Genomic DNA, 24,288 nt, shown 5'->3' with positions numbered 1-24,288 from the left:
GGATGGCTACGCGCTTCGACTGCCCTTGAACGCCTCACGCCGCGCCTGCCTCTCTGTGCGGTAGGCCGCGCTCTGCTCACTGATCAACTCTTCGCGGCGCAACAGCTCACCGCAATGTGCGCACAGCGGCCCTAACCCGGCGGGCTCGCCACAGGTTTTGTGGGTGTACACCACCGCCACCCCTTCTTCCGGCGACTTGCACCAGGTTTCCCCCCAGGCGCGCAGTGCCAACACCACCGAGTAGAAGGCCTGCCCTTTCGCGGTGAGGTGATACTCGTAGCGCGGTGGCCGTTCGTTGTAGAGGCGGCGTTCGACCAGGCCGTCGGCTTCCAGGTTTTTCAGGCGTGTAGCGACCATTTGCGGGGTGCCGCCGGTCTGCGCCTGGATCTCGTCATATCGATGACTTCCCATGAACAACTCACGCAGGACCAGCACGGTCCATCGGTCGCCCACGACTGTTTCGGCCCGCGAAATCGGGCATAGAGTGTCGGGAGCAGCAATGTTGGTCGACATATGGGCTTGCCTCTTTCGATGTAACTATGATTATCATATCAACAGGATGCCAAGGCAAGTCCTCAGCACCGGTCACTCAACTTTTGTGGAGAACATCGTCATGTCGAACGCCCTTTATCCGCTCAACAGGACCGCCTATCTGCTGGTCGATCCGTACAACGATTTCCTCTCGGAAGGCGGCAAGGTCTTTCCCTTGATCAAGCCGATCGCCGAGCAAGTCGGCCTGCTCGACAACCTGCGCACGCTCGACCGCACGGTTCGCGCCCTCGACATTCCGGTCGTCATCGTACCGCACCATCGCTGGGAACACGGTGACTACGAAGGCTGGGACCATCCAACGCCGACCCAGTGCAAGATCATGCACATGCACCACTTTGCTCGTGGGGAATGGGGCGGCGAATGGCATCCGGATTTTGCGCCGAAGGACGGTGACATCGTCGTGCAGGAGCATTGGGGTTCGAGCGGTTTCGCCAACACCGACCTTGATTTTCGCCTCAAGCAAAAAGGCATCACCCACGTAATCATCGTCGGTCTGCTGGCCAACACCTGCATCGAAGCGACCGCCCGTTATGCATCGGAAATGGGTTACCACGTCACCCTGGTGCGCGATGCGACCGCCGCCTTCCGCCCGGAAATGATGCACGCCGCCCACGAGCTGAACGGCCCCACGTTTGCCCATTCGATTGTGACCACGGACGAGCTCGTCGCCGCCCTCGCAGGGCAGGAGTGACCGATGATGAAACTGACAGGAAACCTGATCATCGGGACCCACGATGTCGCGGCCACCGAAGGCACGATGAAAGCGCTCAACCCCGCGACCAATACGTTGATCGAACCGGGTTTTGCCCTCGGCGGCGTCGCGCAAGTCCACCAGGCGGCAACACTCGCCGACGAAGCGTTCGACAGTTACAGCCATACGTCGCTCGCACGGCGCGCGGCGTTTCTCGAGAGCATTGCCGACAATCTTGAAGCCGTGCGCAAGGAGCTGGCGGCACGGGCCGCGCTCGAAACGGGTCTGCCAGAAGCTCAGCTTGAGGGCGAAGCGAGCAGAGCCGCCGTCCAGTTCCGTCAGTTCGCGGAGGTCGTGCGCAAAGGCCGCTTCCTGCAACTGGCCATCGATCCGGCACAACCTGATCGTCAGCCTCGCCCGCGCATGGACCATCGCCTGCAGAAAATGGCCATCGGCCCGGTGGCCATTTTCGGTGCGAGCAACTTTCCGATTGCCTATTCCGTAGCCGGTGGCGACACCGCTTCGGCATTGGCCGCCGGCGCGACCGTCATCCTCAAAGCGCACAACGCCCATCCGGGTGCTTCAGAAATCCAGGCACGGGCCATCCAAAAAGCCGTGCAGGAGCACGGGTTGCACGAGGGGGTTTTCTCGATGGTACGCGGCAGCGGCAACACCATCGGCGAAGCGCTGGTCGATCATCCTTTGATTAAAGCCGTGACGTTTACCGGTTCGGAGCAAGGCGGTATGGCGCTGTATCGGCGCGCGCAACTGCGGCCCGATCCGATTCCGGTGTTTACCGAAATGACCAGCATCAACCCCACATTCATCCTGCCCGCAGCCCTGGCCGAGCGCGGCGCACAGATCGGCGATGGCTTTATCGAGCGCATGCTGGTCAATGTCGGGCAAGCCTGCCTCAGACCCGCGCTGTTGATCGCGATCAAAGGCGCCGGCCTTGAAGCGCTGCGCGCCGCCATGGTGCAGCGCGTCAGCGAGGCCGCAGCCCGGACGATGCTGACGCCGGGGATCCATGCGTCTTACCTGAACGGTCTCGCTACGATGGAAAACGCCGGTGCGCAGCGCATCGCCGAAGGCACGGCCGCCAGCGCGGACGTTGACGGCCAATCGGCGTTGCTGGAGGTCACCGGCCAACGTTTCCTTGAGGAAGCCGCCCTGTCGCAGGAAGTCTTCGGACCATCGGCGCTGCTGGTGACCGTCGAGGACGAGGCTGAACTGCTCGCCATTGCCCGCTCGCTCAAAGGCCAACTCAGCGCCGCCCTGCACCTCGAAGCAACTGACTTGCCACTGGCCCGGCGCCTGTTGCCGGTGCTGGAACGCAGAACCGGACGCATCGTCGTCAACGCCTTCGCCCATCCACAAGAGGTGACGCACGCCACTGTTCACGGCGGACCGTTTCCGGCGACCTCGGACAGTCGCTTCACTTCGGTGGGCATGACGTCGATCGAACGCTTCCTGCGGCCGGTGGCTTACCAGGGGTTTCCGGACGCGCTGTTGCCTGAGGCACTGCGTGATTTCAACCCGCTGGGGCTGCCTCGGCTGGTGGACGGGCAGTAGGCGCCACCCAGCGCCGAACGTCTTGCGACGTCAGTGGCCAGAATCGCGATCGATAGCAAAGTGGCGCACTCCCAAACGCCGGTCTTTCCAGCTAGACCGGTTTGCCCAGTGCGTTGTCGATCATCAGGCGCACGCCCCGCAACACTTGCGCCGACACCTCTGGCCTGGCCTTCGCCGTGGCGCGCGCAACCGATAGGGCTCCGACCATGGCGGCAACGATGGCCATGGCGGTGTCCAGCGCGTCGACGCCGGGGTTGTTCGCAGCAACCCTGCGCTCGAACGCCCGAACCAGCACCATGTAACCCTCGGTAAACGTAGCGCTCGCCGCAACATCCTGACGGCCGATTTCGCTGGCGGACGCGGCCATTGCGCAGTGATCGGCGTAGTCGTCGCGCTTGTCGACGGATAGATAGTCAGACAGGAAGCGATCCAGGTCCGGCTCGCCATCGACGGTGCCCGAATAGAGCTTGGCATTGCTCTGCTCCAGGCTCCACGCCAGCGCCTCGGCCGCCAGCGCTTCCTTGGACGCGAAGTGCGCGTACAGCGCGCCGTGGGTCAAACCGGCCGATTTGCTGATTTCGGCAACGCCCACCCCGTCGATTCCTTTCTGGCGAAACAGACGGCTCGCCGCCTCGATCAGTGCGGCGCGGTTTTCTTCAGCTTTTTCTTTCGAGATTTTCATAATGAGACTCCTCCGCGCGCACTCTGGCACATTATCGTTGTAGTCGCAATTAACAAGAATGGCAGGTATTACCGGCCGTCGCAGAGGATCAAATTCCATCTTGACTTTAATAATTATGACTACCATTATAAATTCATTGATTGCGACCGCAATCTCAATGAGCGTAAGTCGCTCGCCCAGCCAGAGCACACCACCATGAACATTAAAGATTCCGTAGCTTTTGTTACCGGCGCCAACCGTGGTCTTGGCCTCGCCTTCGCAAAAGAACTCGTGGCACGTGGCGCGAGCAAGGTTTATGCAGGGGTGCGCAACCCTGAAGGCGTCGACATTCCGGGGGTGATCGCCATTCGCCTTGATGTCAGCGACCCGGCATCGGTTGCTGCGGCGGTGGCCCAGGCTGGCGACGTGACACTCTTGGTAAACAATGCCGGCATCGCCCGCGTGCTGCCCTCCATGCTGGATCCTGGCCTGGTGGAAGCCGCCCGCGAAATCTTCGAAACCAATTACTACGGCGTCATGCACGTCAGCCTCGCCTTCGCACCCATCCTCAAAGCCAACGGCGGTGGCGCGATCGTCAACGTACTGTCGGATGCGACCTGGATTGCCGCGCCTTTCCTGTCCGCCTATGCGGCATCGAAAGCAGCGGCGTGGAGCTTCACCAATTCGCTGCGAATCGAACTCCATGGCCAGGGCACAAGTGTGCAAGGGCTGCACGTGGGTTTCATCGACACCGACCTGACACACGGTTTTGATGTACCGAAAGTCCAGCCATCCGACGTCGTGATCCAATCGCTGGACGGAGTGGAAGCGGGACTTCAGGAAGTGCTCGCAGACGAAGGCACACGCGCCATCAAAGCCAGCCTGTCCACCGGGCAAGCGGCTTACCTCAACGCCCAGACCGTTGCGTAAGGAGCACACAGTGAACCTCTTCCAGCGGTTGGCCCTCGGGGCTTCATTCTTCGCCATCGCGGTCAGCGGCGCCCTCGCGGCGCCGGCTGCCACGCATAACAGCGCTCCCAATCAATTCGTCGAAGCTGACGGCGTGCGTTATGCCTATCGACAATTCGGGGCGCAGACGGGTGTTCCCGTTATCTTGCTCCAGCACTTTCGCGGCAATCTGGATTACTGGGACCCGGCCGTGACCGATGGCCTGGCGAAGCAGCGACCGGTCTACCTGTTCGACAATGCTGGGGTGGGCCTCAGTAGCGGCGAAACACCCGATTCGTTCGAGGGCATGGCCGACCACGTCGCCGCATTTGCCCGCGCACGCGGCTTGAAGCAGGTTGACGTACTTGGCTTTTCAATCGGCGGCATGGTGGCGCAGGAAGTTGCGTTACGCCATCCGCAGTTGGTGCGCCGACTGATCCTGGCAGGAACGTCGCCGCGCGGCGGGATTGCGGGAAATGATCCTCGGGTTCCCGAAATCGCGCTTCGCGAGTCCATCGCCACGCTGGAAGAAACGGCTTACCTGTTTTTCGATCCGACGCCGTCCAGCCAACTCGCGGCCCGGGAATTCTGGGAAAGACGCCACCAACGCACAGAGGGCCTCGACAAGCTCAATTCGATGAAGGTCATCGCAGCCCAAGGGGCCGCGCTGGGCAAGTGGAACGCTCCTGGCGATGGCACTTTTGCGCAACTGAGCAAAATTACCCAGCCAACCCTGGTGGTTAACGGCAGCAAGGACATCATGGTGCCCACCCAGAACTCGTTCACGCTGCAACAGCACATACCGAACGCCAAACTGCTGATCTATCCAAACTCGGGGCACGGTGCGTTATTCCAATATGCCGACGATTTCGTGCAGCAAGCCAATGCCTTCCTGAACTGAGCCCATACTCAGCTCAGGCCCACAATGCTGCGCCACGGAGTCACCCATGCGTATTCTGATAGTAGGTGCCGGATCGACCGGTGGATTTTTCGGTGCCAAGCTCGCCAGCGCCGGTCGAGATGTCACGTTCCTTGTGCGAGCGCAGCGACTGAGCCAGCTGGAGCAACATGGCCTCTGCGTAAAAAGCCCGGCCGGCGACATCGAAATACAACCGCAGCTCATCACATCGGCGCAAATCCAGGGCCCCTTCGACATCGTTCTGCTGGCGGTTAAAGCCTATGCACTCGACTCGGCCTTACGCGACATGGAGGCTGCCGTTGGTCCTGACACCGTTATCCTGCCGTTGCTGAACGGAATGCGGCATATGGACGTCATCGCAAAACAATTCGGTGCAGACCGCCTGCTGGGCTGCGTCTGTAAAGTCGCGACGAGTCTTGACGAGAATGGCCACATCATCCAACAGGGCACGTTTAACGATATCGCCTATGGCGAGTTGGACGGCAGCGACTCAGAGCGAATTACTCTTGTGCACACGTTCATGCGGGAGGCCGGATTTGACGCAACAACGTCGAAGACGATCTTGAGAGACATGTGGGAAAAATGGACGCTGCTCGCCGCCATGGGAACGATAAATTGCCTGATGAGAGGCAGCATTGGCGATGTTGCATCCGTCAAAGGAGGTCACACATTCGCGATGCGTGCGATCGATGAAGTGGTGTCGATTGTCCGCGCCGTGGGTCAAGAACCGAGCGAACCGTTCCTGGCGCAAGCTTATCGTCTTCTCACACTGGAAGGCTCTCCACAGACATCGTCAATGTACCGGGATCTGATGGCGGGTCGAGGCATCGAGGCCGATCAGATCATTGGAGACCTTCTGGAAAGGGCCAGTGCGAAAGGCCTGGAAGCGCCGATATTGGCCTTGGTCTATACGAACCTGCTGGTTTACCAGGCTCAATCGGGCAAGTGATATCGAGTGGGTCGGCAAGTCGCAGCTTCAGCGTCGAGGTATTTGCGTCAGCTGCGCACTGTTTGGGTCGCTCAAGGATCGACTTGAGCCATCAGTTCAGCGACCGTTTCCTTGCGATTGGCATAGCGCTGCGCCAACACTGCGCAGACCATCAGTTGAATCTGGTGGAACAGCATCAACGGCAGGATCAACACCCCCATGGTGCTGCCGGCGAACAGGACCTGGGCCATCGGCACGCCGGTGGCCAGGCTCTTCTTCGAACCACAGAACAGGATGGTGATGCGGTCTTCCTGATTGAAACCGAACGCCTTGCCCAGCACGGTGGACGCCAGCAAGACCAACGCCAGCAAGATGCAGCAAGCGACCACCAGTCCGGCCAGTTCCCAGAGCGGAATCTGATGCCAGATGCCTTCGATCACCGCCTCGCTGAACGCGCCGTAAACCACCAGCAGAATCGAGCCCTGGTCGACGAATTTCAGCCAGCTCTTGTTGCGCGCAACCCAGGCGCCGATCCAGCGTCGGGCGATCTGTCCGGCAATGAACGGCAGCAGCAGTTGCACGCTGATTTTCAGAATTGCATCGAGCGTCGAGCCGCCTTCGCCGTGCACATTCAGCAGTAAGGTCACCAGCAACGGCGTGAGGAAAATCCCGAACAGGCTGGAGGCCGCCGCACTGCAAATCGCCGCCGGAATATTTCCGCGCGCCAGGGAAGTGAACGCAATCGCCGACTGCACCGTAGCCGGCAACGCACAAAGGTAAAGCATGCCCATGTACAGGTCGGCACCGATCATCGGCGACAGCAAGGGTTTGAGTGCCAGCCCAAGCAAGGGGAACAGGACAAACGTCAGGCTGAACACCAGCAAATGCAGGCGCCAGTGGCCAGCCCCGGCGATGATCGATTCACGCGACAGTTTGGCGCCATGCAGGAAAAACAGCAGGGCAATGGCGATGTTGGTCAACCAGCCAAATCCGACCGCGACCTGACCACTGGCGGGCAGCAGACTGGCGAGAATCACCACGCCGATCAGGGTCAGGGTGAAGTTGTCGGGTAAAAAACGGGGGCGAGTCATCGGTATTATCCGGCGGTGGCGAGGGGCGTGGGTCGACTCTAACGCGCCTGCCGATTACCGACTAACGCTAACAAGCCAGTAGATATCGCCTAACGGACATAACGTTGATGCGAATGCATTCATCAACAAAAACAACGGGGGGCGAGTAACGACATTTCCAACTGCCCCGCTAATTGATGCATAACACCGATCCCCTGTAGGAGCCGGCTTGCCGGCGATAGCGGTGGGTCAGTCAATATATTTATCGCCTGAAAGGACGCTATCGCCGGCAAGCCGGCTCCTACAGGGGAACGAGTTCACCCGAAGAAGCCGGTTGGCTGTTAGTCAATCATCCTCATGCAACTTGATGCCCCTTGCGTGCAGCAGATGCGGCACCACCAGCACCAGCAACGTCAACGCGAGAAACGCGGCGGAGATCGGTTGTGTCAGAAACACCGTCCAGTCGCCCTCGCTGATCGACAACGCGTTACGCAGCTGTTTCTCCGCCATCGGTCCCAGCAGCATGCCCACGATCACCGGCGCGACGGGGAAGTCGAACCGCCGCATCAACACCCCGCCCCACCCGATCGCCAGCATCAGCAACAGGTCGAAAGATGAGTGACGCATGCCATACACGCCGATGGTGGCGAACACCAGAATCCCGGCATTCAAATAAGGCCGGGGGATTTGCAGCAGTTTGACCCAGAGGCCTACCAACGGCAGGTTCAGCACCAGCAGGATGACGTTGCCGATATACAGCGAAGCCACCAGGGTCCAGACCAGTTCACCCGAGGTTTCAAACAGCAGCGGCCCCGGTTGCAGGTTGTAGTTCTGGAACGCCGCCAACAGGATGGCTGCCGTGGCGGAAGTCGGGATACCGAGGGTCAGCAACGGCACCAACGAACCGGTGGCACTTGCGTTGTTCGCCGCTTCAGGGCCGGCGACGCCCTCGATGGCGCCCTCGCCTTTGTTGGCGGCAAATTCTTTCGGATACTTGCTGAGTTTGCGCTCAGTCGAATAGGACAGGAACGTCGGGATTTCCGCACCACCGGCCGGAATCGAACCGAAAGGAAAACCGATCAGCGTCCCTCGCAGCCACGCGGGAACCGAGCGCTTCCAGTCCGCGCGCGTCATCCACAACGAGGACATGCGGTGTCGACCGCTGGCCTCTTCTTTCTGATACAGCAGGCTGTACAACGCCTCGCCCACCGCAAACAGCCCAACCGCCACCAGCACGACTTCTATGCCATCGACCAGCTCCGGGACGCCCAAGGTGTAGCGAGCGATACCCGAGGTCGAGTCCAGCCCGATCAAACCGATGGTCAAGCCAATCCCCAGGGATGCAAAGCCGCGCAACATCGACGCCCCGAGCACCGCAGACACCGTCGTGAACGACAGCACCAGAATCGCGAAATACTCCGCAGGCCCGAACTTCAGTGCCAGTTTCGCCACAATGGGCGCGAACAAGGTCAGCAGAACCGTAGCAATAGTGCCCGCCACAAAGGACCCAATGGCCGCCGTGGCCAAGGCCGGCCCCGCCCGGCCATTGCGGGCCATGAGGTTGCCTTCCAGGGCCGTGACCATGGAAGACGATTCCCCTGGGGTATTGAGCAAAATGGAGGTTGTGGAACCGCCGAACTGAGCGCCGTAGTAGATACCGGCGAACATGATCAGCGCGCCGGTGGGATCGACCTTCGCGGTAATGGGCAGCAACAGCGCCACGGTCAGCGCCGGCCCGATGCCCGGCAAGACGCCGATGGCGGTGCCGAGCAGGCAGCCAATGAAACCCCACATCAGATTGATCGGCGTCAGGGCCGAGGAAAAACCCATTGCCAGGCTTGCGAGAATATCCACCCTGTTGATCTCCTGCGGCCTGAATCAGATCCAGGCGTTGACAAGCGGCGGAAGGGAAACCCCCAGCCCGGCATTGAACAGCCAGTAAATCGGGAGCGTCAGGGCAATGCCGATGGCGAGATCGCGCAACGGATGACGGCTGCCGAAACCCCGCGCCGAACAGGCAAACAACAGCGCGGCCGACAGGACAAAGCCAATGAGATTGATAAGCGCGGCAACGCCTATCAGCCCCGCTGTCACCCAGGCCACCCCCGCTTTGCCGCCGGGCAACACTTTGGCGGATTCATCATCGTGATCGGCCAGTTCGCGAAAACCGCCGGTGACCGCTTGAAAGCACAGAACCACGCCTACGCCCGCGAGGAATACCGCCACGGCATAGGGATAGACGTACGCGCCCAGGATGACGAACCCCATCTCCTCGGGAAACAGAAAGGCGCCGTAGCCCAGCATGGCGCTGATGGCGATTACACCGACGCCAATCGCCAGTTGCACCGGTACGATTGCACGCGATTGACTCATGGCTTGACCAGCCCCACTTCCACCAGCATCGCCCGCAGCCGCACGTGCTCCGCGTCGACGAATTTGCCGAACTCGTCACCGGTGAGGACGTTGGGTGCCCATTTGTTGGTTTCGATGTTGTCTTTCCAGACCTTGCTATTGGCGGCCGCCACCACGGCGTCGGTGACTTCCTTGCGCTGCTCGGGCGTGAGGTTCGCGGCACCATAAACACCGCGCCAGTTGCCGATGATCACGTCATACCCGCTTTCTTTAAGCGTCGGGGCATCGATGCCTGCAACGCGCTCCGGTGCGCCGATGGCGAGTACACGGAACTGATCGCTCCTGATGTATTGGCCAAGTTCGGCATAACCGCCGGTGATGACTTTGATCTGCCCGCCCAACGCCTGGGCAACCACTTCACCCCCGCCGGCGAAGGCGACGTAATTGACCTTGTTGACCGGGACGCCCATTTTCGCGGCCAGTTCGGCAATGCCGATGTGATCGATCGAGCCTTTGGAGCCCCCGCCCCAGGCAATGCTGGTCGGTTTTTCCTTGAAGGCTTTCAGCAAGTCGTCCAGGGTTTTGAATTCGGATTCCTTGCGCACCGCAATTACGTTGTATTCGGTAAACAGCCGGGCAATCGGCGTCACATCCTTCAAGGTGATCTGCGGGTTGTTCTGCTCAATGCCAGCGACCATGATCGCGCCCATCACAAGCAGCGCATCCGGATCGCCCTTGGTGCTGTTGGCAAACTGCGCCAGCCCCAGCGTGCCACCTGCGCCGCCCTTGTTTTCGAAGGTAACGGATTTGGCCACGTTGGCTTCAATCAAGGCTTTACCCAACACGCGTGCGGTCTGGTCATAACCGCCACCCACGGAACCTGGGGCCATGAACTTGACGGTTTCCAGCGCAAAGGCGGGCGTTGTGAACACAGCGGCAGTGACGACAACCGCGAGGCAAAGGGTGGATCGACGTAACGATGCGAACATGCGTTTTCTCCCGGGACTTTTGTTTTTATGGGGCGCCGGCTGAACGTCGGTCCGGGCATAAATCCGGATCGATGAACGGCCATCTCGGGATAAGCGTAGGCCATGGTTGGAATGGCGGCATACAACAGTGAATCAGTTCATTTCAGGAAGACGCCTGCATGGACGCACGACGCGCCGCACGGGCTCAAAGTGGTGGCCGTCGCGGTGGGAACAGTTGCAGGGTTGCTGGATGGCTTTTGAGCGTCATTGACCGGGATTGCCCCGCCGATACTGCCCCCTCCCTGACTCACGCGCGTCAAAGGAAGGGGCAATCACCCTCAGGTATTGGTTTTCAACTTGGTCCACAGGCGCGTGCTTAACCGCGCAATCGCCGCCGGCAATTCCTCGACAGTAAACAGCTTGTCCAGCACGCTCTTCGGCGGGTAGATCGCCAGGTCCTGCTTCACGGCCGGGGTCACATACTGATCCGCAGTGAGGTTGGGGTTGGCGTAGTGGATGCTGTTGCTGATGTTGGCAATGACTTGCGGCGTCAGCAGGTAGTTCATGTAGGCGTAGCCGTTTTTCTCGTGAGGCGCGCTTTTGGGCATGACCACCATGTCGAACCACAGGGTCGAGCCTTCGTCAGGAATCGAATAGGCGATGTCGATGCCGTTGTTGGCTTCCTTGGCGCTGGCGGCCGCCTGAACGATGTCGCCGTTGAAGCCGATCACAGCGCAGACATTGCCGTTCGCCAGGTCACTGATGTACTTGGACGCATGGAAGTACTGCACGTACGGCCTGATTTTCAGCAGCGCCTGCTCGGCTTTCTTGTAGTCCGCCGGCTCGTGGCTATGGGGCGGCAGGCCCAGGTAATTGAGGGTGATTGGCAGGATTTGCGTCGGGTTATCGATGATCGCCACGCCGCACTGGCTGAGCTTCTTGATGTTTTCTTCTTCAAAAAACAGCTTCCAGGAATGGGTGACATCGGTATTGCCGAAGATCGCCTTGATCTTCTCGACGTTGTAACCGATCCCCGCCGTGCCCCACATGTACGGATAGCCGTACTGGTTGCCCGGATCATTGACCTCGAGCTTTTTCATCAACGCCGGGTCAAGGTTCTTCCAGTTCGGCAGCTGGCTCCGGTCGAGCTTCTGAATGGCCCCGGCCTTGATCAGGCGCGACAGGAAATGGTTCGAAGGGCTGACCACGTCGTAGCCGGTGTTGCCGGTCATCAGTTTCGATTCCAGCACTTCGTTGCTGTCGTGGATGTCGTAAGTCGCCTTGATCCCGGTTGCCTGGGTGAAGCTGGTCAGGGTGTCGTCGGCGATGTAGCCGTTCCAGTTGGAAATATTGACGACTTCGTCGGCGTAAGTGGCGGCCGACAACGTGGTCAGTACAACCATCAGGGGAATTGTGTTCACGCGCATGTTCAATCACCTTATTGATGAGCTTTTGTTGTTTTTTGATCGCCGGGGTTTCTAGATTTCTGTTCTGGCCCTGACCGCCTCCACGCGCATGCGAAGCATGGCACCGATATCGAGCAAGGGCTTTGGCGGCAGCCAGCCCGGTTGCGCCCTGCGCATGACCGATTCGAGGATCGGCGAGCAGGTGCCCGAGGCCATTTCGGCGAGCAATCGCCCCCACAGCGTTCCGCGCGCGACACCCGAACCATTGCAGCCGGCCACCGCAAACACGCCCTCTTCGACCTTGCCGAAAAAGGGTTGCCCGGTGCGCGAGGCGCTCAAATGTCCGGTCCAGGTGTACTGGATGTCCTGCTCGCCCAAAAACGGAAAACGCCGTTGCAAACCGAGCACATGGTGTTTGCGCCGATGCAGCAGTTCACTGTCGGTCAGGTCACGAGAGCGGTACTCCGCAGTGTTGCGGATCATCACGCGGCGGTCCGGGGTCAGGCGCACCGTGGCGCCGAGCGGCCGGGTGGAGAGCACGCCCCACGGTTCGACGGCGCCGATGGACTGGAATTCTTCATCGCTGAGCGGACGGGTAAGGCTGGCGCTGAGTTCCATCGGGAAGGTTCCGCTGTCTTCTATGCCCGACCGGGGAATGAACGCGTTCAGGCACACCAGGACTTGCGTCGCCTCGATACTGCCAGCGATGCCATTGGCGCGAATTCGTCCTTTGCCCAGACGCTCCAGGCCGGTGATGTCGGTGTTCTCGAACACGGTCACGTTGTCCGGCAGTGCATCCAGCAAGCCCTTCACGTATTTCGCCGGTTGCAGCAGCGCGTTGCCCTGACCGCACCAGATCGCGGCCTGGTAGTGCCGGGTGCCGAGTTTTTCGCTCAGTTGCTCACCTTGCAGAAATTCAGCAGAGGCGCCGACGGCGCGTAGCGTGGCCAGTTTGCCTTCGACATCGGTCAACTTGCCTGGGTCGCTGACCGCGAAGAAGTAACCGCAATCCCTGAAGTCGCATTCGATACCGTGACGGGCGATGCGTTGGCGCACTTCGTTGCTGGCAGCCCGTGAAATCGCGGTGTCCACTTCATAACCGGCAAACCCGTGGTTGCCGATCAGCTCGTCCCTGGTCGGGTGTTCGTGGCCTACGACGAAGCCTGAGTTGCGCGCCGAAGCGCCTTGCGCCGCGCGCTGGCGGTCGACGATCACGATCCGCGCCTGAGGGTGCAATTGCGCGAGCGAGTGCGCGGCACTCAGCCCGGTGATACCGGCACCGATAATCAGCCAGTCGGCTTTTACCGTGCCTTTGAGAGGACCACGAGCGGTTGAGCTTCCCGCCTGCGCAATCCAGCCACATTCATTGGTCATGCCTCACCTCATTGACTGTCATTCTGCGAGCGCATGCTGTAATCGCATGGACGTTTCCGGAAAACGCTCGCCAGAGCTAGAATCTATAAGGCCCGCAGTGATACAACCAACGTTATAAAATCATCGAGCCATTCAGAAAACGCATGGATAAAATTCGCCACGTTCCTTCGCTCCAGGCCTTGCAGGCGCTGGTGGAAGTCTCCGACTTGGGCAGCTTCACCCAAGCGGCGGCCAGGCTGTGCCTGACCCAAAGTGCGGTGAGCCGAAAGATTCAGCTGTTGGAAAGTCACTTCGGCGTGCCGATGTTTGCGAGGAACAGCCGCCATGTGCGCCTGACGCCGGAAGGTGAACAGGTGTTGGGCACCGCGCGAAATATCCTGGCGCAACTGAAAACCCTGGAGGACCGCCTCTCGCCACAGGAACGCCCCTTCCGCATTCGCATGCATGTGTCGCTGGCGGTTCGCTGGTTGCTGCCGAAGTTGAGCGAGTTTTATCGAAGTCATCCGCAGGTTTCGCTGTCGATCGAGACCGTGGCGACAGAAGTGGTGGAGCCGGCCATCGACAGTGATGCGTACATTCTCTATCTGCCCGAGCCGTCTGCTGATCCGGATAGCCTGACCCTGTTCAAGGAAGCGCTGGTGCCGGTGTGCGCGCCCGGACTGGGCACCTCGACGCGGCCACTGGCGGCGGTGGAAGACCTGGTGAGTTTCCCGTTGTTGCATCGCTCGGCGGACCGCAATGATTGGGTTCAGTGGTTGTCAGCCAATGGTGGCAGGCCGTTGGAGGATTACCGGCACATCCCCTTCAACCTTGATGAACTGGCGCTGGATGCGGCGGCGAGAGGATTGGGTGTGGCGATGACGGACATGACGCTGGCCGGGGAGTCGATAGAACGGGGGGTGCTGGTTATTCCGTTTGGCCGGCCGTTGGCAACACGCGGTATTTACGCGTTGAATCTGCAACCTTCAGCCGCTGCTCATCCGGCTTGCGCGATGGTCCTGCAATGGTTTGCGCAGCAGGCCGAGATGGAAGCCCTTGAGCGTTAGGTGCCCCTACCGGCCCCATCGCCGGCAAGCCGGCTCCTACAAGGATTCGGTACAAACGCCGCGAACTTGTAGGAGCCGGCTTGCCGGCGATGGCGGTCGCAAGATCACCGCAAAACCCAATGGCCGTGCATTACAAACTTGTCATCGACTTGTCAGCGTAGCCAGCACCCTCGCTTCCTAAAGTGGCGTCGTCAGTCACCCACACCGGGTGACGCCTCCCACTGATGATGACAAGGGTCGATACCATGAAACCATTGAGCAAACTCTGCCTGATCGCCGCCAGCCTGCTGATGCTCGGCACCGGCTCCGCCATGGCCGGCGACATCGCGCCGGTCAAGGCCGACAACGTCGTGCTGGTGCACGGTTCCTGGGCCGATGGCTCGAGCTGGGCGGACGTGATTTCACGGTTGCAGGCCGCCGGATTGCACGTCACCGCTGTTCAAAACCCGTTGACCTCGGTCGCCGATGACGTCGCCGCCACGCAGCGTGTACTCAACCAACAGGACGGCCCGACGGTGTTGGTCGGCCACTCCTATGCCGGCACTGTGGTCAGTGAAGCCGGGGGCAATCCAAAGGTCAGCTCGCTGGTCTACGTCGCGGCCCGCGCCCCGGACGCCGGGGAAGATTTCGTCGCCCTGTCAGCCAAATACCCGACCATGCCCGTGCGTGCCGGCACCGAAGAACACGACGGTTTCGTCAGCCTGAAACAGGATGCCTTCCTCAAATACTTCGCCAGCGATGTGCCCCACGACAAGGCGATGCAACTGTTTGCCGTGCAGCAACCGATTGCCAAAACCCTGTTCACTGATCGCACCACCGCAGCCGCCTGGCACAGCAAACCGTCGTGGTACGCGGTCTCCAGCCTCGACCAGACCATCAACCCGGACCTCGAGCGCTTCCTCGCCAAACGCATGGGCGCGACCACCATCGAGCTGCCGTCGAGCCATTTGTCGCTCGTCTCCCACTCCAAAGAAATCGCCGACCTGATCCTCGAAGCCTCCGGCCGCCAGCCCTGACGCCAGGCCCGGTTTCATTACAACTTTGTCATTGAACTGTTGGTCGGCTGTCCGGATCGCCTGGTTAACCTGAACTCACTGTCAGGCCATTCCCGGCAGCCAACCTGAATAGAGAGCCACATCATGAAAATGTTAATCCTCGGTTTCGCCGCCCTCCTCGCCACCGGCTCGGCGTTTGCCGATACGCAGACCACTGCGCCGGTGATCCACGACAAGACCGGTTTCTTCGTGCACATGGACGTCGCCAAAGTCCTCGCCAGTACCGACATCTCGCAGCAATGCGGCGTGATCCCGGCGCGACTCGACTACCTCGACCACCAGGGTCGTGAGCACGTCCTCGATTACCAGGTCAGCGGCACGGGCTGCACCAACGATCATTGATCCGGCTACACTGGCGCCAATTGGCTGAGGCATAACCCCATGAACATCCTGGTAGTCGAAGACGAACCCAAGGCAGGCAATTACCTGCTCAACGGCCTGCAGGAACTCGGTTACTCCGTCAGCCTGGCGCGGGACGGCGTCGATGGCCTGCACCTGGCTCTGGAGCACGATTTCGATGTCATCGTACTGGACGTGATGATGCCGAAAATGGATGGCTGGGAGGTTCTGCGCCGCTTGCGCAAGGAGGCCGACACGCCGGTGTTGTTTCTCACCGCGCGAGATGACATCGCCGACCGCATCAAGGGCCTGGAACTGGGCGCCGACGATTACCTGATCAAGCCCTTTTCCTTCGCCGAACTGGTGGCGCGCCTGCGCACCCTGACCCGCCGTGGTCCCACCCGCGAAGAAGAACAGCTGCAGGTGGACGACCTGCAGATCGACGTGCTCAAGCGCCGCATCACCCGCGCAGGCGTGAAGATCACCCTGACCAACAAGGAATTCGCCCTGCTGCATTTGTTTGCCACGCATCAAGGCCAGGTCTTGTCGCGCTCGATGATCGCGTCACGGGTCTGGGACATGAATTTCGACAGTGACACCAACGTCGTCGACGTCGCCGTGCGTCGCTTGCGCCTGAAAATCGATGACCCGTTCCAGCTCAAGCTGATCCACAGCGTGCGCGGTATCGGCTACCGCTTCGACACCCAGGCATGAGTCGCCTTCGCCATTCCCTGACACTGCGGCTGGCGCTGGTGTTTGCCCTGCTCGCGTTTGTCTCGCTGACCCTGTTGGGCGTGGCGCTGTACCGCGACCTGGAGCGCGAGCTGATCCGCCGCGACGACGCTTCGTTGGTAAACCGAATCGATCAACTGCGCACCTTCCTCAACGACAGCAATACGCTGGAGCTGATCAGGACCAAACCGGCGCTGTTCCAGAACATGCTGGGCAATCGCGAAGCCCTGCTGACCATCGGCGCCGCCGGACAGAAACCGCTGCTGGTGGTCAATCCCGGCAACCTCGCCTTGCCATCGCTGGCACCGGTGTCTATGGACCATCCGTTGAGTCTGGCCGATGTGCAGCACTATCCCGGCGTGGACGGCATCCCTTTCGCGGCCGTCGCGGCGACCATCGAATCCGACGACATGGGAAGCTTGCAGGTGGTTACCGGACGCCTGATGACCGAGCGCACCGCCGTGCTCGCCCGCTATCGCCTCAACGTGTACCTCTTCGCCAGCGTGGCGGCGATTCTGCTGGCGCTGTCCGGCTATCTGCTGGTGCATCGCGGCTTGCTGCCCGTGCGACGCCTGGCCCGGCATGCCCACGGCATTGGTGTCGGCAACCTCACCGAGCGCCTCGATGGCCAGGGCGCACCACGGGAGTTGCTGCCGATGATCGACGCGCTCAATGCAATGCTCGACCGTTTGGGCAAGGGTTTCGTGCAACTGGGTCAGGTGTCGACCGACATGGCCCATGAGCTGCGTACGCCGATCAACAATTTGCTCGGCGAAACCCAGGTCGCGCTGCAGCAGAACCGTAGCGTCGAGGCCTATCAGCAACTGCTCGCCTCCAACGTCGAAGAGCTTGAGCGTCTGGCGCGAATGCTCGACAACATGCTGTTTCTGGCGCGTACCGATCCGGCCAGTGCCCTGAGCCAACGCCAGGAGCTGGATGCCGCTGACGAAATGGAACGTATGGCCGACTATTTTGAAGGGCTGGCGGCGGATGTCGGGATCAGCATCGATGCCCAGGGCAGCGGCGTGATCTGGGCTGAGCCGATGCTGCTGCGCCGTGCGTTGGCCAACCTGTGCGCCAATGCCATCAAATATGGCGCGGCGCATTCTGAGCTGGTCATTCGCGCCATACCTTCGGCTGAGGGTATCCGGGTGATCGTGCGTAACCATGGCCAGACTATCCCTGCCGAACACTTGTCCCGGTTGTTTGAACGCTTTTACCGGGTTGACGAATCCCGCGAGCGTTCGGCTCATTCCAATGGCTTGGGGCTGTCGATCGTGGCGACGATCATGCAGTTGCATAACGGGGCTTACAGTGTCAGCAGCAGTGAGGGGGTGACGTGTTTTGAGTTGTTTTTTCCGGGGCGGCGGGTGGGTGAGTGAGGTTTGGTGTTGTCGCGGTTGGTGTGAATATCCGTTTTTTTGGTGACGGCGGCTGACGGTTTCGCCCTTACGGCGAGTCACTTGGAAGAGCCCCAAGTAACCAAGGGCTCTTGCCCCTTTCGTTCGGTGGCTCGCTAATGCTCGCCATGCCCTCGCTCCGGTCCTGCTCCGTGGGCCCGCCGCCATCGGCCATCCATGGCCGAGGGCGGCTAACCCGGCATCCATGCCGGGTTGCCCACTACGCAGAACCTGCGCTCGGCCTCTCGAGGGGGCGCTCAGATCAAAAGCTGAAGGCGAGCTAACGCTCGGCCTGATGAGTGGTGGAAATCAAAAGCAAACGCAGATCCCTGTAGGAGCCGGCTTGCCGGCGAAAAGCGTCTGGACGACGCGTTCATTCAGACACCCCGCGTTATCGTTGACGTCCATCGCCAGCAAGCTGGCTCCTACAGGGGAAATGCATAGATTTTCGGTATATCCACGATCAATTGTAGGAGCCGGCTTGCTGGCGATAGCGTCCGTCCAGTCAATAAATGCGTCGACTGAACCACCGCCATCGCCAGCAAGCCGGCTCCTACAGGGGATTGGTGTACATGTCGGGAATGAGTGAACGCAGCAGTGAAGGAGAACGCGTACGCAAATGAGCCAGGTCGGCTTTCAGGCCGCCTCGGCGGCTGTGGCGGTAGTCGCCCCCTCGAGAGGCCGAGCGCAGGTTCTGCGCAGTGGGCAACCCGGCATGGATGCCGGGTTAGCCGCGCACGGCCAGGGATGGCCGATCGCGGCGGGCCCACGGAGCAGGACCGGAGCGAGGGCATGCCGAGCCTAGGCGAGGCACCGAACGAAAGGGGCAAAAGCGCTTGGTTACTTGGCGCTTCTCCAAGTGACTCGCCGTAAGGGCGAAACCAATAGCCGCCGTTACCGCAGAAACGGATATGCCCCCCCAACCACTCAGACCAATCTAAAATCCCCCCACCAGAACTGGCAAAAAACACCACCCCCCTTGAGCACTTTCGACCTATCCCAACCAAACCACCGCCCCTAGACTCTGCCCCGAATAAAAGCGCCAAACGCGCACCAGACCGAACCAGGAAAACCCTCATGAACCCATCCGACATTTTCGTTATCAGCGCCGTCCGTTCCGCCATCGGCAGCTTCGGCGGCTCGCTCAAGGATGTGCCACCGATTCAACTGGCCACCGACGTCTGCCGCGCCGCCATCGAACGCTCGGGGCTGGCGCCTGAGCACATCGGTCATGCGGTGATGGGCCATGTGATCCCGACCGAAGCCCGCGATGCCTACATCTCCCGGGCGGTGGCGATGAATGCCGGCCTGCCGAAAGAGACACCCGCCTTCAACGTCAACCGCCTCTGCGGTTCCGGTTTGCAGGCAATCGTCAGTGCCGCGCAAAGCCTGATGCTCGGTGATGCGGGCGCGGCGCTGGCCGGTGGCGTCGAATCCATGAGCCGTGGCGCGTATCTGTTGCCGCAAGCGCGTTGGGGCGCACGCATGGGCGACATGCAGGCCATCGACTACATGCTCGGCGTGCTGCAAGACCCGTTTGCCGGTTTCCACATGGGCATCACCGCGGAAAACATCGCCGAGCGCTACGGCATCACGCGTCAGGCCCAGGATGAACTGGCCATGCTCAGCCAGCAGCGCGCCGCGCGGGCAATCGCCGAAGGCCGCTTCAATGGTCAGATCGTGCCAATCGAAGTGGCATCGCGCAAAGGCACCGTGACCTTTGCGACCGACGAACACGTGCGTGCCGAGGTCAATGCCGAGCAACTGGCCAAGATGAAACCGGCCTTCAAGAAAGACGGCAGCGTCACCGCCGGCAACGCCTCGGGCCTGAATGACGGCGCCGGTGCGTTGATCATGGCCACCGGTGAAATGGTGCGCGCACAAGGCCTCAAACCAATGGCCCGGCTGGTCGGCTATGCCCACGCCGGTGTCGAGCCGGAACTGATGGGGCTCGGCCCGATTCCCGCCACTCGCCTGGTGCTCAAGCGTGCCGGCCTGACCGTCGCCGACCTGGATGTCATCGAGTCGAACGAGGCCTTCGCCGCGCAAGCCTGTGCCGTGGCGCAGGAACTGGGCTTCGATCCGGAGAAGGTCAACCCCAACGGTTCGGGCATCTCGCTGGGCCATCCGGTGGGCGCCACCGGCGCGATCATCGCGACCAAGGCCATTCACGAACTGCACCGCGTCCAGGGCCGTTATGCACTGGCGACCATGTGCATCGGCGGCGGCCAGGGCATCGCCGTGTTGTTCGAACGCGTCTGATACGTCCACCCTGCCCCCGTTCAACGGGGGCAATCGACCAAACTATTGCTCGAAGGTTTGACTGATGACCTAACCTCATAGGCTGAATGACTAACAACAGAGTCGGACACTCCTATGCGTCATGCACTGAAAGCCATGATTTTCGTCGCTTTCACGCTTTTCGGGGCGGGACCCGGAATGCTGTTGGCGGCAGACCCTGCGGACATTTCAATGCCCAGGGCGGTTGCCACGCCCCCCAGTGTTTCCCCAAGCGACCTCCAGGCGTTGCAACTTCGGCTGGACGCCCTCAAACAACAGATCTCGCTGGTTGATAACTACAGCCAGCTGGAGGCCCCGCAGGACCTCGTCCAGATGTTCATGCTGGATGTCGATCGCCTCTCGACCTCGCTGCTTCCCCTGCAGACTCAACTGCGCGCGCAACTGGGTGTGCTGGGGCCTGTCCCGCGTGATGACGCCGCGGCCGAGCAGCCCGATATCACCGCGCAAAGGGTCGCGCTCACCGAGCAAAAAAACAAAATCGACGCCACCCTGAAAACCCTGGCCACCCTGAAAACGAGTGCCACCGACCTCATCACCCAGATTGCCGGCATCCGTCGCAACATGCTGGAAAGCGAACTGACCCTGAGCACCCGAAGCGTCCTGAACCCCGAGTTCTGGTCACCGATCCTGAGCCCCTCGATGGACGATCGACAGCGCTTCGCATCGTTCCTCGGTCAGGCAAGTGAGGTCGTCAAACTGGCCTGGCAACCGGGCCAACGCCTCTACACCAGCACATTGCTGCTGCTGGCTCTGGTTATCTGGACGCTGGGACGCCGACTCGCGGAACGAGGGCTGACGTGGCTTTGCATTCACCGGATGCCAGAAGGACGCCTGCGCCGCAGCTCCCTGGCGCTGGCTTCCGTATTGGCCACGGTGCTGACGGTCGGCCTGTCCCTGCAACTGCTGTTTTATGTCTTCACACGCCAGGCTCCGCTGACGCCGACACTGTCGACGTTCTCCCAGGAATTCGAAAAAGTCGCCTACACCTGCGTGCTGATCACCGCGTTGAGCCGCGCCCTGTTGTCCACGAAACACCCGTCGTGGCGGCTGCCGGCGCTTGCCGATCAGGTGGCGCTGTCACTCAAACCTTATCCGCGGGTTCTGGCGGGCGTGCTGCTGGTTCTGGTGACAATGATCCAGATTACCAACGCAACCGGCATGAGCAGCGGCATCGTAATCGCCGGTCGAGGGGTCGTCGCACTGGTTGTTACGTGCGTTCTGGTGGATTTACTGTGGCGCACCGGCAAAGTCCGCAGAGCCGTCGTGGCGTCTGGCGAAGCCTATGAAGCCGGCAGGACGTTCGCGGGCGTGCTTTACACCCTCGCCAGTCTTGCGATGGTGATCTGCCTGGTTTCCCTCTTGACCGGTTACGTGTCCCTGGCCAGGTTCGTCACCTATGAACTGGTCTGGGGCTTTCTTATCCTCTCCGGTTTCTATTTGCTGATGCAGTGCTTCAAAGATGCCTGCGAATACTTTTTTTCAATCAAAAGCCCCAGCGGCAAGGCGCTCAAGCAGTTGCTCGGCATTGAAGACCGGCGCCTGGAGCAGATCTCGATCGTTCTTTCAGGGGTCGGGCGGGCCGGACTCTTGCTGCTGGCGCTGGTCACCCTGTTCGTCGGCGGGGTCGGCACGACGCTCGGGCAACTGCTCACCAACGTCTTTTCCATTCTCGGCGGCGCCGGGCTGCGCAAACTGAACATCATCCCCGGGCACTTGCTCAATGCCGCACTGGCCTTGCTGGTCGGCATCTACCTGATTCGCACGCTGGGCCGCTGGCTGGACAAGGAGCTCTTGCCGAAAACCGAGATGGACCCTGGCATGCGCGCTTCGCTGACCACGCTGTTTGCCAACATCGGCTATGCGTTGGTCATTCTGCTGACGCTGTCATCGTTGGGCGTGCAGTGGACCAACCTGGCCTGGATCGTCAGCGCGTTGTCGGTGGGGATTGGTTTTGGCTTGCAGGAGATCGTCAAGAATTTCGTCTCAGGCCTGATCCTGCTGACCGAGCGCCCGGTGAAAGTCGGAGACCTGATCAGCATCAGCGGGGTCGAGGGCGACATCCGCCGGATCAACGTGCGGGCCACCGAAATCCAGCTCAGTGACCGCTCGATTGTCATCGTGCCCAATTCGCAGCTGATCTCGCAAAACCTGCGTAACGTAACCCTGGGTGGCAGCGCCCAAGGGGTGGCGTCACTCGAACTGACCTTCCCCCTGGACATCGACCCCGAACAGGTGAAAGACCTGCTCTACAACACCTACCGCGAGCACGAGACCATTCTCGACAAACCGGCGCCGATGGTGCGCTTCAGCAAACTGACCCCCGATGGCATCACGCTGACGGTCACCGGCTATGTCGGCAGCCCGAGAATCGTCGGCGTGACCAAGAGCGACCTGCTGTTTGAAATCCTCAAGCGCCTGAGTGACGCGGGTATCGAGCTGGCGAAGCCGCCGACACCCGCAGTGTGAATCAGTGTGCGATGCACACTGATTTCAGTTCGGTGTAGGCCTCGATCACCGCACGTCCGAACTCGCGGCCCATGCCGGATTGCTTGACGCCACCGAACGGCATGGCCGGGTCGAGCAGCACGTGGGCGTTGACCCACACGGTGCCGGCTTCGATGCGCGGCACCAGGTTCATCGCTTTGCCGAGGTCATTGGTCCACAGGCTGGCGGCCAGGCCGTAGCGGTTGTCGTTGGCCAGGGCGATCACGGCGTCCTCATCGTCAAACGGCATCACCCCCAGCACTGGGCCGAACACCTCTTCGCGGGCCACCGCCATGCTGTGATCGATGTCGGCCAGAATGGTCGGCTGCACATAGAAGCCCTCGCCTTCCACCAACTCGCCCCCGGATACCACGCGTGCGCCTTCGCGGCGCGCCAGTTCGATGTGTTTGAGCACGCTTTGCTGCTGCTTGCGCGAGACCAGCGGGTTGATCGCCGCTTCGCCGTTCATGCCTGCGCCGATGGGCATCGCCGAAACGGCGGCGGCGAGTGCTTCAACGAATTGATCGTGGATCGAGCGATGCACGTAGAAGCGCGAAGCCGCCGCACACACCTGACCGTTGTTCAGCAGACCGCCAAGGATTGCGCCCTGGACGGCTTTTTCGATGTCGGCATCGGCCAACACGATCATCGGGTTTTTGCCGCCCAGCTCCAGCGAGAACCGCGTCATGTTTTCCATGCACGCCACGCCGACGCTTTTGCCCACCGCCGTGGAACCGGTGAAGGACACTTTGCTCACCAGTGGATGCGCCGTCAGCACACCGCCGACATTGGCACCGCCACCGGTGACAACGTTGAACACGCCCGCCGGAATCCCCGCTTCCAGCGCCAGTTCAGCCAGACGCATGGCGGTCAGCGGCGTTTCCATCGCTGGTTTGATGATCACCGTGCAACCGGTGGCCAGCGCCGGCATCAGCTTCCACGCAGCGATCAGCAGCGGGAAATTCCACGGCACGATCCCGACCACCACGCCCACCGGTTCACGCTTGGTGAACGCGGTGAATTTCGCCCCCGGCGGCAGCGGAATCGACACGTCAAAGGTCTGCCCTTCGATCTTGGTCGCCCAGCCGGACATGTAGCGCATGAACTCCACGGTGGCGTTCAGGTCCAGCGCGCGTGCCATGTTGATCGACTTGCCCTGGCTCAGGGTTTCCAGCTGCGCCAGCTCTTCGGCATGCGCTTCTACCAGCGCAGTGAAGTTCAGCAGGATGCGTTCGCGGTCCGCCGGGCGCAGGCCCGACCACACGCCGGACTTGAAGGCTTTATGCGACGACTGCACGGCTTGCTCGACCACGTCCAGCGGCGCGTCGAGGGTTTCGCACAGGGTTTGTCCGGTGGCCGGGTTGACCACGGCAATGCGCGGCCCTTCGGCGAACACCCATTGGCCATCGATAAAGCAGCCGTGGCGGCGGTCAAGGAATGCAGCAACCTGCGGCAGGATTTCAACGTTGCTCATAAATCACCTTTGGTTC

At 61.0% G+C, this 24,288-nt stretch carries 21 protein-coding genes; 12 read left to right on the top strand and 9 right to left on the bottom strand.

All coding sequences use genetic code 11. The annotated features are described in order from the left end of the window. Window positions 1-6: 6 nt before the first annotated feature. Entirely contained in the window at window positions 7-513 is a 507-nt protein-coding gene (locus ACYZUC_RS00755) for a winged helix-turn-helix transcriptional regulator (protein WP_461992745.1), read from the bottom strand. A gap of 100 nt (window positions 514-613) precedes the next feature. Here ACYZUC_RS00755 and ACYZUC_RS00750 point away from each other — a divergent pair, with 100 nt between their 5' ends. Beyond that, window positions 614-1,243, top strand: a complete 630-nt coding sequence (locus tag ACYZUC_RS00750; protein WP_223414151.1) for a cysteine hydrolase family protein — start codon at window positions 614-616, stop codon at window positions 1,241-1,243. Between the two features lie 6 nt (window positions 1,244-1,249). Continuing rightward, window positions 1,250-2,815, top strand: a complete 1,566-nt coding sequence (locus ACYZUC_RS00745; protein ID WP_461996792.1) for an aldehyde dehydrogenase (NADP(+)) — start codon at window positions 1,250-1,252, stop codon at window positions 2,813-2,815. 91 nt (window positions 2,816-2,906) lie between these two features. On the opposite strand, the gene ACYZUC_RS00740 is transcribed toward ACYZUC_RS00745, so the two are convergent. Further along, on the bottom strand, window positions 2,907-3,497 hold the full coding sequence (locus tag ACYZUC_RS00740) for a TetR/AcrR family transcriptional regulator (RefSeq protein ID WP_461992743.1): 591 nt from the start codon (window positions 3,495-3,497) through the stop codon (window positions 2,907-2,909). 195 nt (window positions 3,498-3,692) lie between these two features. On the opposite strand from ACYZUC_RS00740, the gene ACYZUC_RS00735 reads away from it, so the two are divergent. From ACYZUC_RS00735 to ACYZUC_RS00725, 3 genes are read left to right on the top strand one after another with little or no spacing between them, the layout of a single operon-like run. Beyond that, window positions 3,693-4,406 carry an SDR family oxidoreductase gene (locus ACYZUC_RS00735; RefSeq protein ID WP_008032433.1) on the top strand — a complete coding sequence of 238 codons (714 nt, stop codon included), beginning with the start codon at window positions 3,693-3,695 and terminating at the stop codon, window positions 4,404-4,406. A 10-nt stretch (window positions 4,407-4,416) separates the two neighbouring features. Further along, on the top strand, window positions 4,417-5,325 hold the full coding sequence (locus tag ACYZUC_RS00730; protein WP_461992740.1) for an alpha/beta fold hydrolase: 909 nt from the start codon (window positions 4,417-4,419) through the stop codon (window positions 5,323-5,325). A 46-nt stretch (window positions 5,326-5,371) separates the two neighbouring features. Next, window positions 5,372-6,292, top strand: coding sequence for a ketopantoate reductase family protein (locus ACYZUC_RS00725; RefSeq protein ID WP_461992738.1), 921 nt, complete (start codon window positions 5,372-5,374; stop codon window positions 6,290-6,292). A 71-nt stretch (window positions 6,293-6,363) separates the two neighbouring features. On the opposite strand, the gene ACYZUC_RS00720 is transcribed toward ACYZUC_RS00725, so the two are convergent. From ACYZUC_RS00720 to ACYZUC_RS00695, 6 genes are all read right to left on the bottom strand, one after another. Then, a complete protein-coding gene (locus tag ACYZUC_RS00720) occupies window positions 6,364-7,362 on the bottom strand; it encodes a bile acid:sodium symporter family protein (protein WP_461992736.1) in 999 nt (332 codons plus the stop codon). Window positions 7,363-7,686: 324 nt separating this feature from the next. Next, the gene (locus ACYZUC_RS00715; protein ID WP_461992735.1) at window positions 7,687-9,195 is read right to left on the bottom strand and encodes a tripartite tricarboxylate transporter permease; all 1,509 of its coding nucleotides are present in this window, start codon (window positions 9,193-9,195) and stop codon (window positions 7,687-7,689) included. 24 nt (window positions 9,196-9,219) lie between these two features. Then, window positions 9,220-9,714 (bottom strand): tripartite tricarboxylate transporter TctB family protein, encoded by a 495-nt coding sequence (locus tag ACYZUC_RS00710; protein WP_461992733.1) that lies wholly within the window; start codon window positions 9,712-9,714, stop codon window positions 9,220-9,222. Then, the gene (locus tag ACYZUC_RS00705) at window positions 9,711-10,682 is read right to left on the bottom strand and encodes a Bug family tripartite tricarboxylate transporter substrate binding protein (RefSeq protein WP_461992731.1); all 972 of its coding nucleotides are present in this window, start codon (window positions 10,680-10,682) and stop codon (window positions 9,711-9,713) included. The genes ACYZUC_RS00710 and ACYZUC_RS00705 overlap by 4 nt, the downstream gene beginning before the upstream one ends. Window positions 10,683-10,999: 317 nt before the next feature. Continuing rightward, window positions 11,000-12,088 (bottom strand): polyamine ABC transporter substrate-binding protein, encoded by a 1,089-nt coding sequence (locus ACYZUC_RS00700; RefSeq protein ID WP_461992729.1) that lies wholly within the window; start codon window positions 12,086-12,088, stop codon window positions 11,000-11,002. A gap of 51 nt (window positions 12,089-12,139) precedes the next feature. Next, on the bottom strand, window positions 12,140-13,441 hold the full coding sequence (locus tag ACYZUC_RS00695) for an NAD(P)/FAD-dependent oxidoreductase (protein ID WP_461992727.1): 1,302 nt from the start codon (window positions 13,439-13,441) through the stop codon (window positions 12,140-12,142). A gap of 143 nt (window positions 13,442-13,584) precedes the next feature. Between ACYZUC_RS00695 and ACYZUC_RS00690 the strand changes: the two genes are divergently transcribed. From ACYZUC_RS00690 to ACYZUC_RS00660, 7 genes are all read left to right on the top strand, one after another. Next, window positions 13,585-14,487 (top strand): LysR substrate-binding domain-containing protein, encoded by a 903-nt coding sequence (locus ACYZUC_RS00690; RefSeq protein ID WP_461992725.1) that lies wholly within the window; start codon window positions 13,585-13,587, stop codon window positions 14,485-14,487. Window positions 14,488-14,732: 245 nt separating this feature from the next. Then, entirely contained in the window at window positions 14,733-15,503 is a 771-nt protein-coding gene (locus tag ACYZUC_RS00685; RefSeq protein ID WP_461992723.1) for an alpha/beta hydrolase, read from the top strand. Between the two features lie 123 nt (window positions 15,504-15,626). Beyond that, the gene (locus tag ACYZUC_RS00680) at window positions 15,627-15,884 is read left to right on the top strand and encodes a DUF2790 domain-containing protein (protein ID WP_461992721.1); all 258 of its coding nucleotides are present in this window, start codon (window positions 15,627-15,629) and stop codon (window positions 15,882-15,884) included. Window positions 15,885-15,923: 39 nt separating this feature from the next. Further along, window positions 15,924-16,595, top strand: a complete 672-nt coding sequence (locus ACYZUC_RS00675) for a heavy metal response regulator transcription factor (RefSeq protein ID WP_226299856.1) — start codon at window positions 15,924-15,926, stop codon at window positions 16,593-16,595. Further along, entirely contained in the window at window positions 16,592-17,995 is a 1,404-nt protein-coding gene (locus tag ACYZUC_RS00670; protein WP_461992719.1) for a heavy metal sensor histidine kinase, read from the top strand. Before ACYZUC_RS00675 ends, ACYZUC_RS00670 begins: the two co-directional genes overlap by 4 nt. Window positions 17,996-19,090: 1,095 nt before the next feature. Further along, a complete protein-coding gene (locus ACYZUC_RS00665) occupies window positions 19,091-20,275 on the top strand; it encodes an acetyl-CoA C-acyltransferase family protein (RefSeq protein WP_461992717.1) in 1,185 nt (394 codons plus the stop codon). Between the two features lie 114 nt (window positions 20,276-20,389). Further along, window positions 20,390-22,780, top strand: coding sequence for a DUF3772 domain-containing protein (locus ACYZUC_RS00660; protein WP_461992715.1), 2,391 nt, complete (start codon window positions 20,390-20,392; stop codon window positions 22,778-22,780). Window position 22,781: 1 nt separating this feature from the next. Here the strand turns inward: ACYZUC_RS00660 and ACYZUC_RS00655 are convergent, their stop codons facing one another. Continuing rightward, on the bottom strand, window positions 22,782-24,272 hold the full coding sequence (locus tag ACYZUC_RS00655; protein ID WP_207285953.1) for an aldehyde dehydrogenase family protein: 1,491 nt from the start codon (window positions 24,270-24,272) through the stop codon (window positions 22,782-22,784). Between the last annotated feature and the right edge of the window lie 16 nt (window positions 24,273-24,288).

This window comes from Pseudomonas sp. GT1P32, assembly GCF_054897805.1.
The sequence above is the reverse complement of the archived record's forward strand: the minus strand, read 5'-3'. Positions and strand labels throughout refer to the sequence as shown.

Bases quoted from the DNA above. Each gene is read 5' to 3' on its own strand.
- ACYZUC_RS00755 (WP_461992745.1), bottom strand. From the start codon at position 513: ATGTCGACCAACATTGCTGCTCCCGACACTCTATGCCCGATTTCGCGG.
- ACYZUC_RS00750 (WP_223414151.1), top strand. From the start codon at position 614: ATGTCGAACGCCCTTTATCCGCTCAACAGGACCGCCTATCTGCTGGTC.
- ACYZUC_RS00745 (WP_461996792.1), top strand. From the start codon at position 1,250: ATGAAACTGACAGGAAACCTGATCATCGGGACCCACGATGTCGCGGCC.
- ACYZUC_RS00740 (WP_461992743.1), bottom strand. From the start codon at position 3,497: ATGAAAATCTCGAAAGAAAAAGCTGAAGAAAACCGCGCCGCACTGATC.
- ACYZUC_RS00735 (WP_008032433.1), top strand. From the start codon at position 3,693: ATGAACATTAAAGATTCCGTAGCTTTTGTTACCGGCGCCAACCGTGGT.
- ACYZUC_RS00725 (WP_461992738.1), top strand. From the start codon at position 5,372: ATGCGTATTCTGATAGTAGGTGCCGGATCGACCGGTGGATTTTTCGGT.
- ACYZUC_RS00720 (WP_461992736.1), bottom strand. From the start codon at position 7,362: ATGACTCGCCCCCGTTTTTTACCCGACAACTTCACCCTGACCCTGATC.
- ACYZUC_RS00710 (WP_461992733.1), bottom strand. From the start codon at position 9,714: ATGAGTCAATCGCGTGCAATCGTACCGGTGCAACTGGCGATTGGCGTC.
- ACYZUC_RS00705 (WP_461992731.1), bottom strand. From the start codon at position 10,682: ATGTTCGCATCGTTACGTCGATCCACCCTTTGCCTCGCGGTTGTCGTC.
- ACYZUC_RS00700 (WP_461992729.1), bottom strand. From the start codon at position 12,088: ATGCGCGTGAACACAATTCCCCTGATGGTTGTACTGACCACGTTGTCG.
- ACYZUC_RS00695 (WP_461992727.1), bottom strand. From the start codon at position 13,441: ATGACCAATGAATGTGGCTGGATTGCGCAGGCGGGAAGCTCAACCGCT.
- ACYZUC_RS00690 (WP_461992725.1), top strand. From the start codon at position 13,585: ATGGATAAAATTCGCCACGTTCCTTCGCTCCAGGCCTTGCAGGCGCTG.
- ACYZUC_RS00685 (WP_461992723.1), top strand. From the start codon at position 14,733: ATGAAACCATTGAGCAAACTCTGCCTGATCGCCGCCAGCCTGCTGATG.
- ACYZUC_RS00680 (WP_461992721.1), top strand. From the start codon at position 15,627: ATGAAAATGTTAATCCTCGGTTTCGCCGCCCTCCTCGCCACCGGCTCG.
- ACYZUC_RS00675 (WP_226299856.1), top strand. From the start codon at position 15,924: ATGAACATCCTGGTAGTCGAAGACGAACCCAAGGCAGGCAATTACCTG.
- ACYZUC_RS00670 (WP_461992719.1), top strand. From the start codon at position 16,592: ATGAGTCGCCTTCGCCATTCCCTGACACTGCGGCTGGCGCTGGTGTTT.
- ACYZUC_RS00665 (WP_461992717.1), top strand. From the start codon at position 19,091: ATGAACCCATCCGACATTTTCGTTATCAGCGCCGTCCGTTCCGCCATC.
- ACYZUC_RS00660 (WP_461992715.1), top strand. From the start codon at position 20,390: ATGCGTCATGCACTGAAAGCCATGATTTTCGTCGCTTTCACGCTTTTC.
- ACYZUC_RS00655 (WP_207285953.1), bottom strand. From the start codon at position 24,272: ATGAGCAACGTTGAAATCCTGCCGCAGGTTGCTGCATTCCTTGACCGC.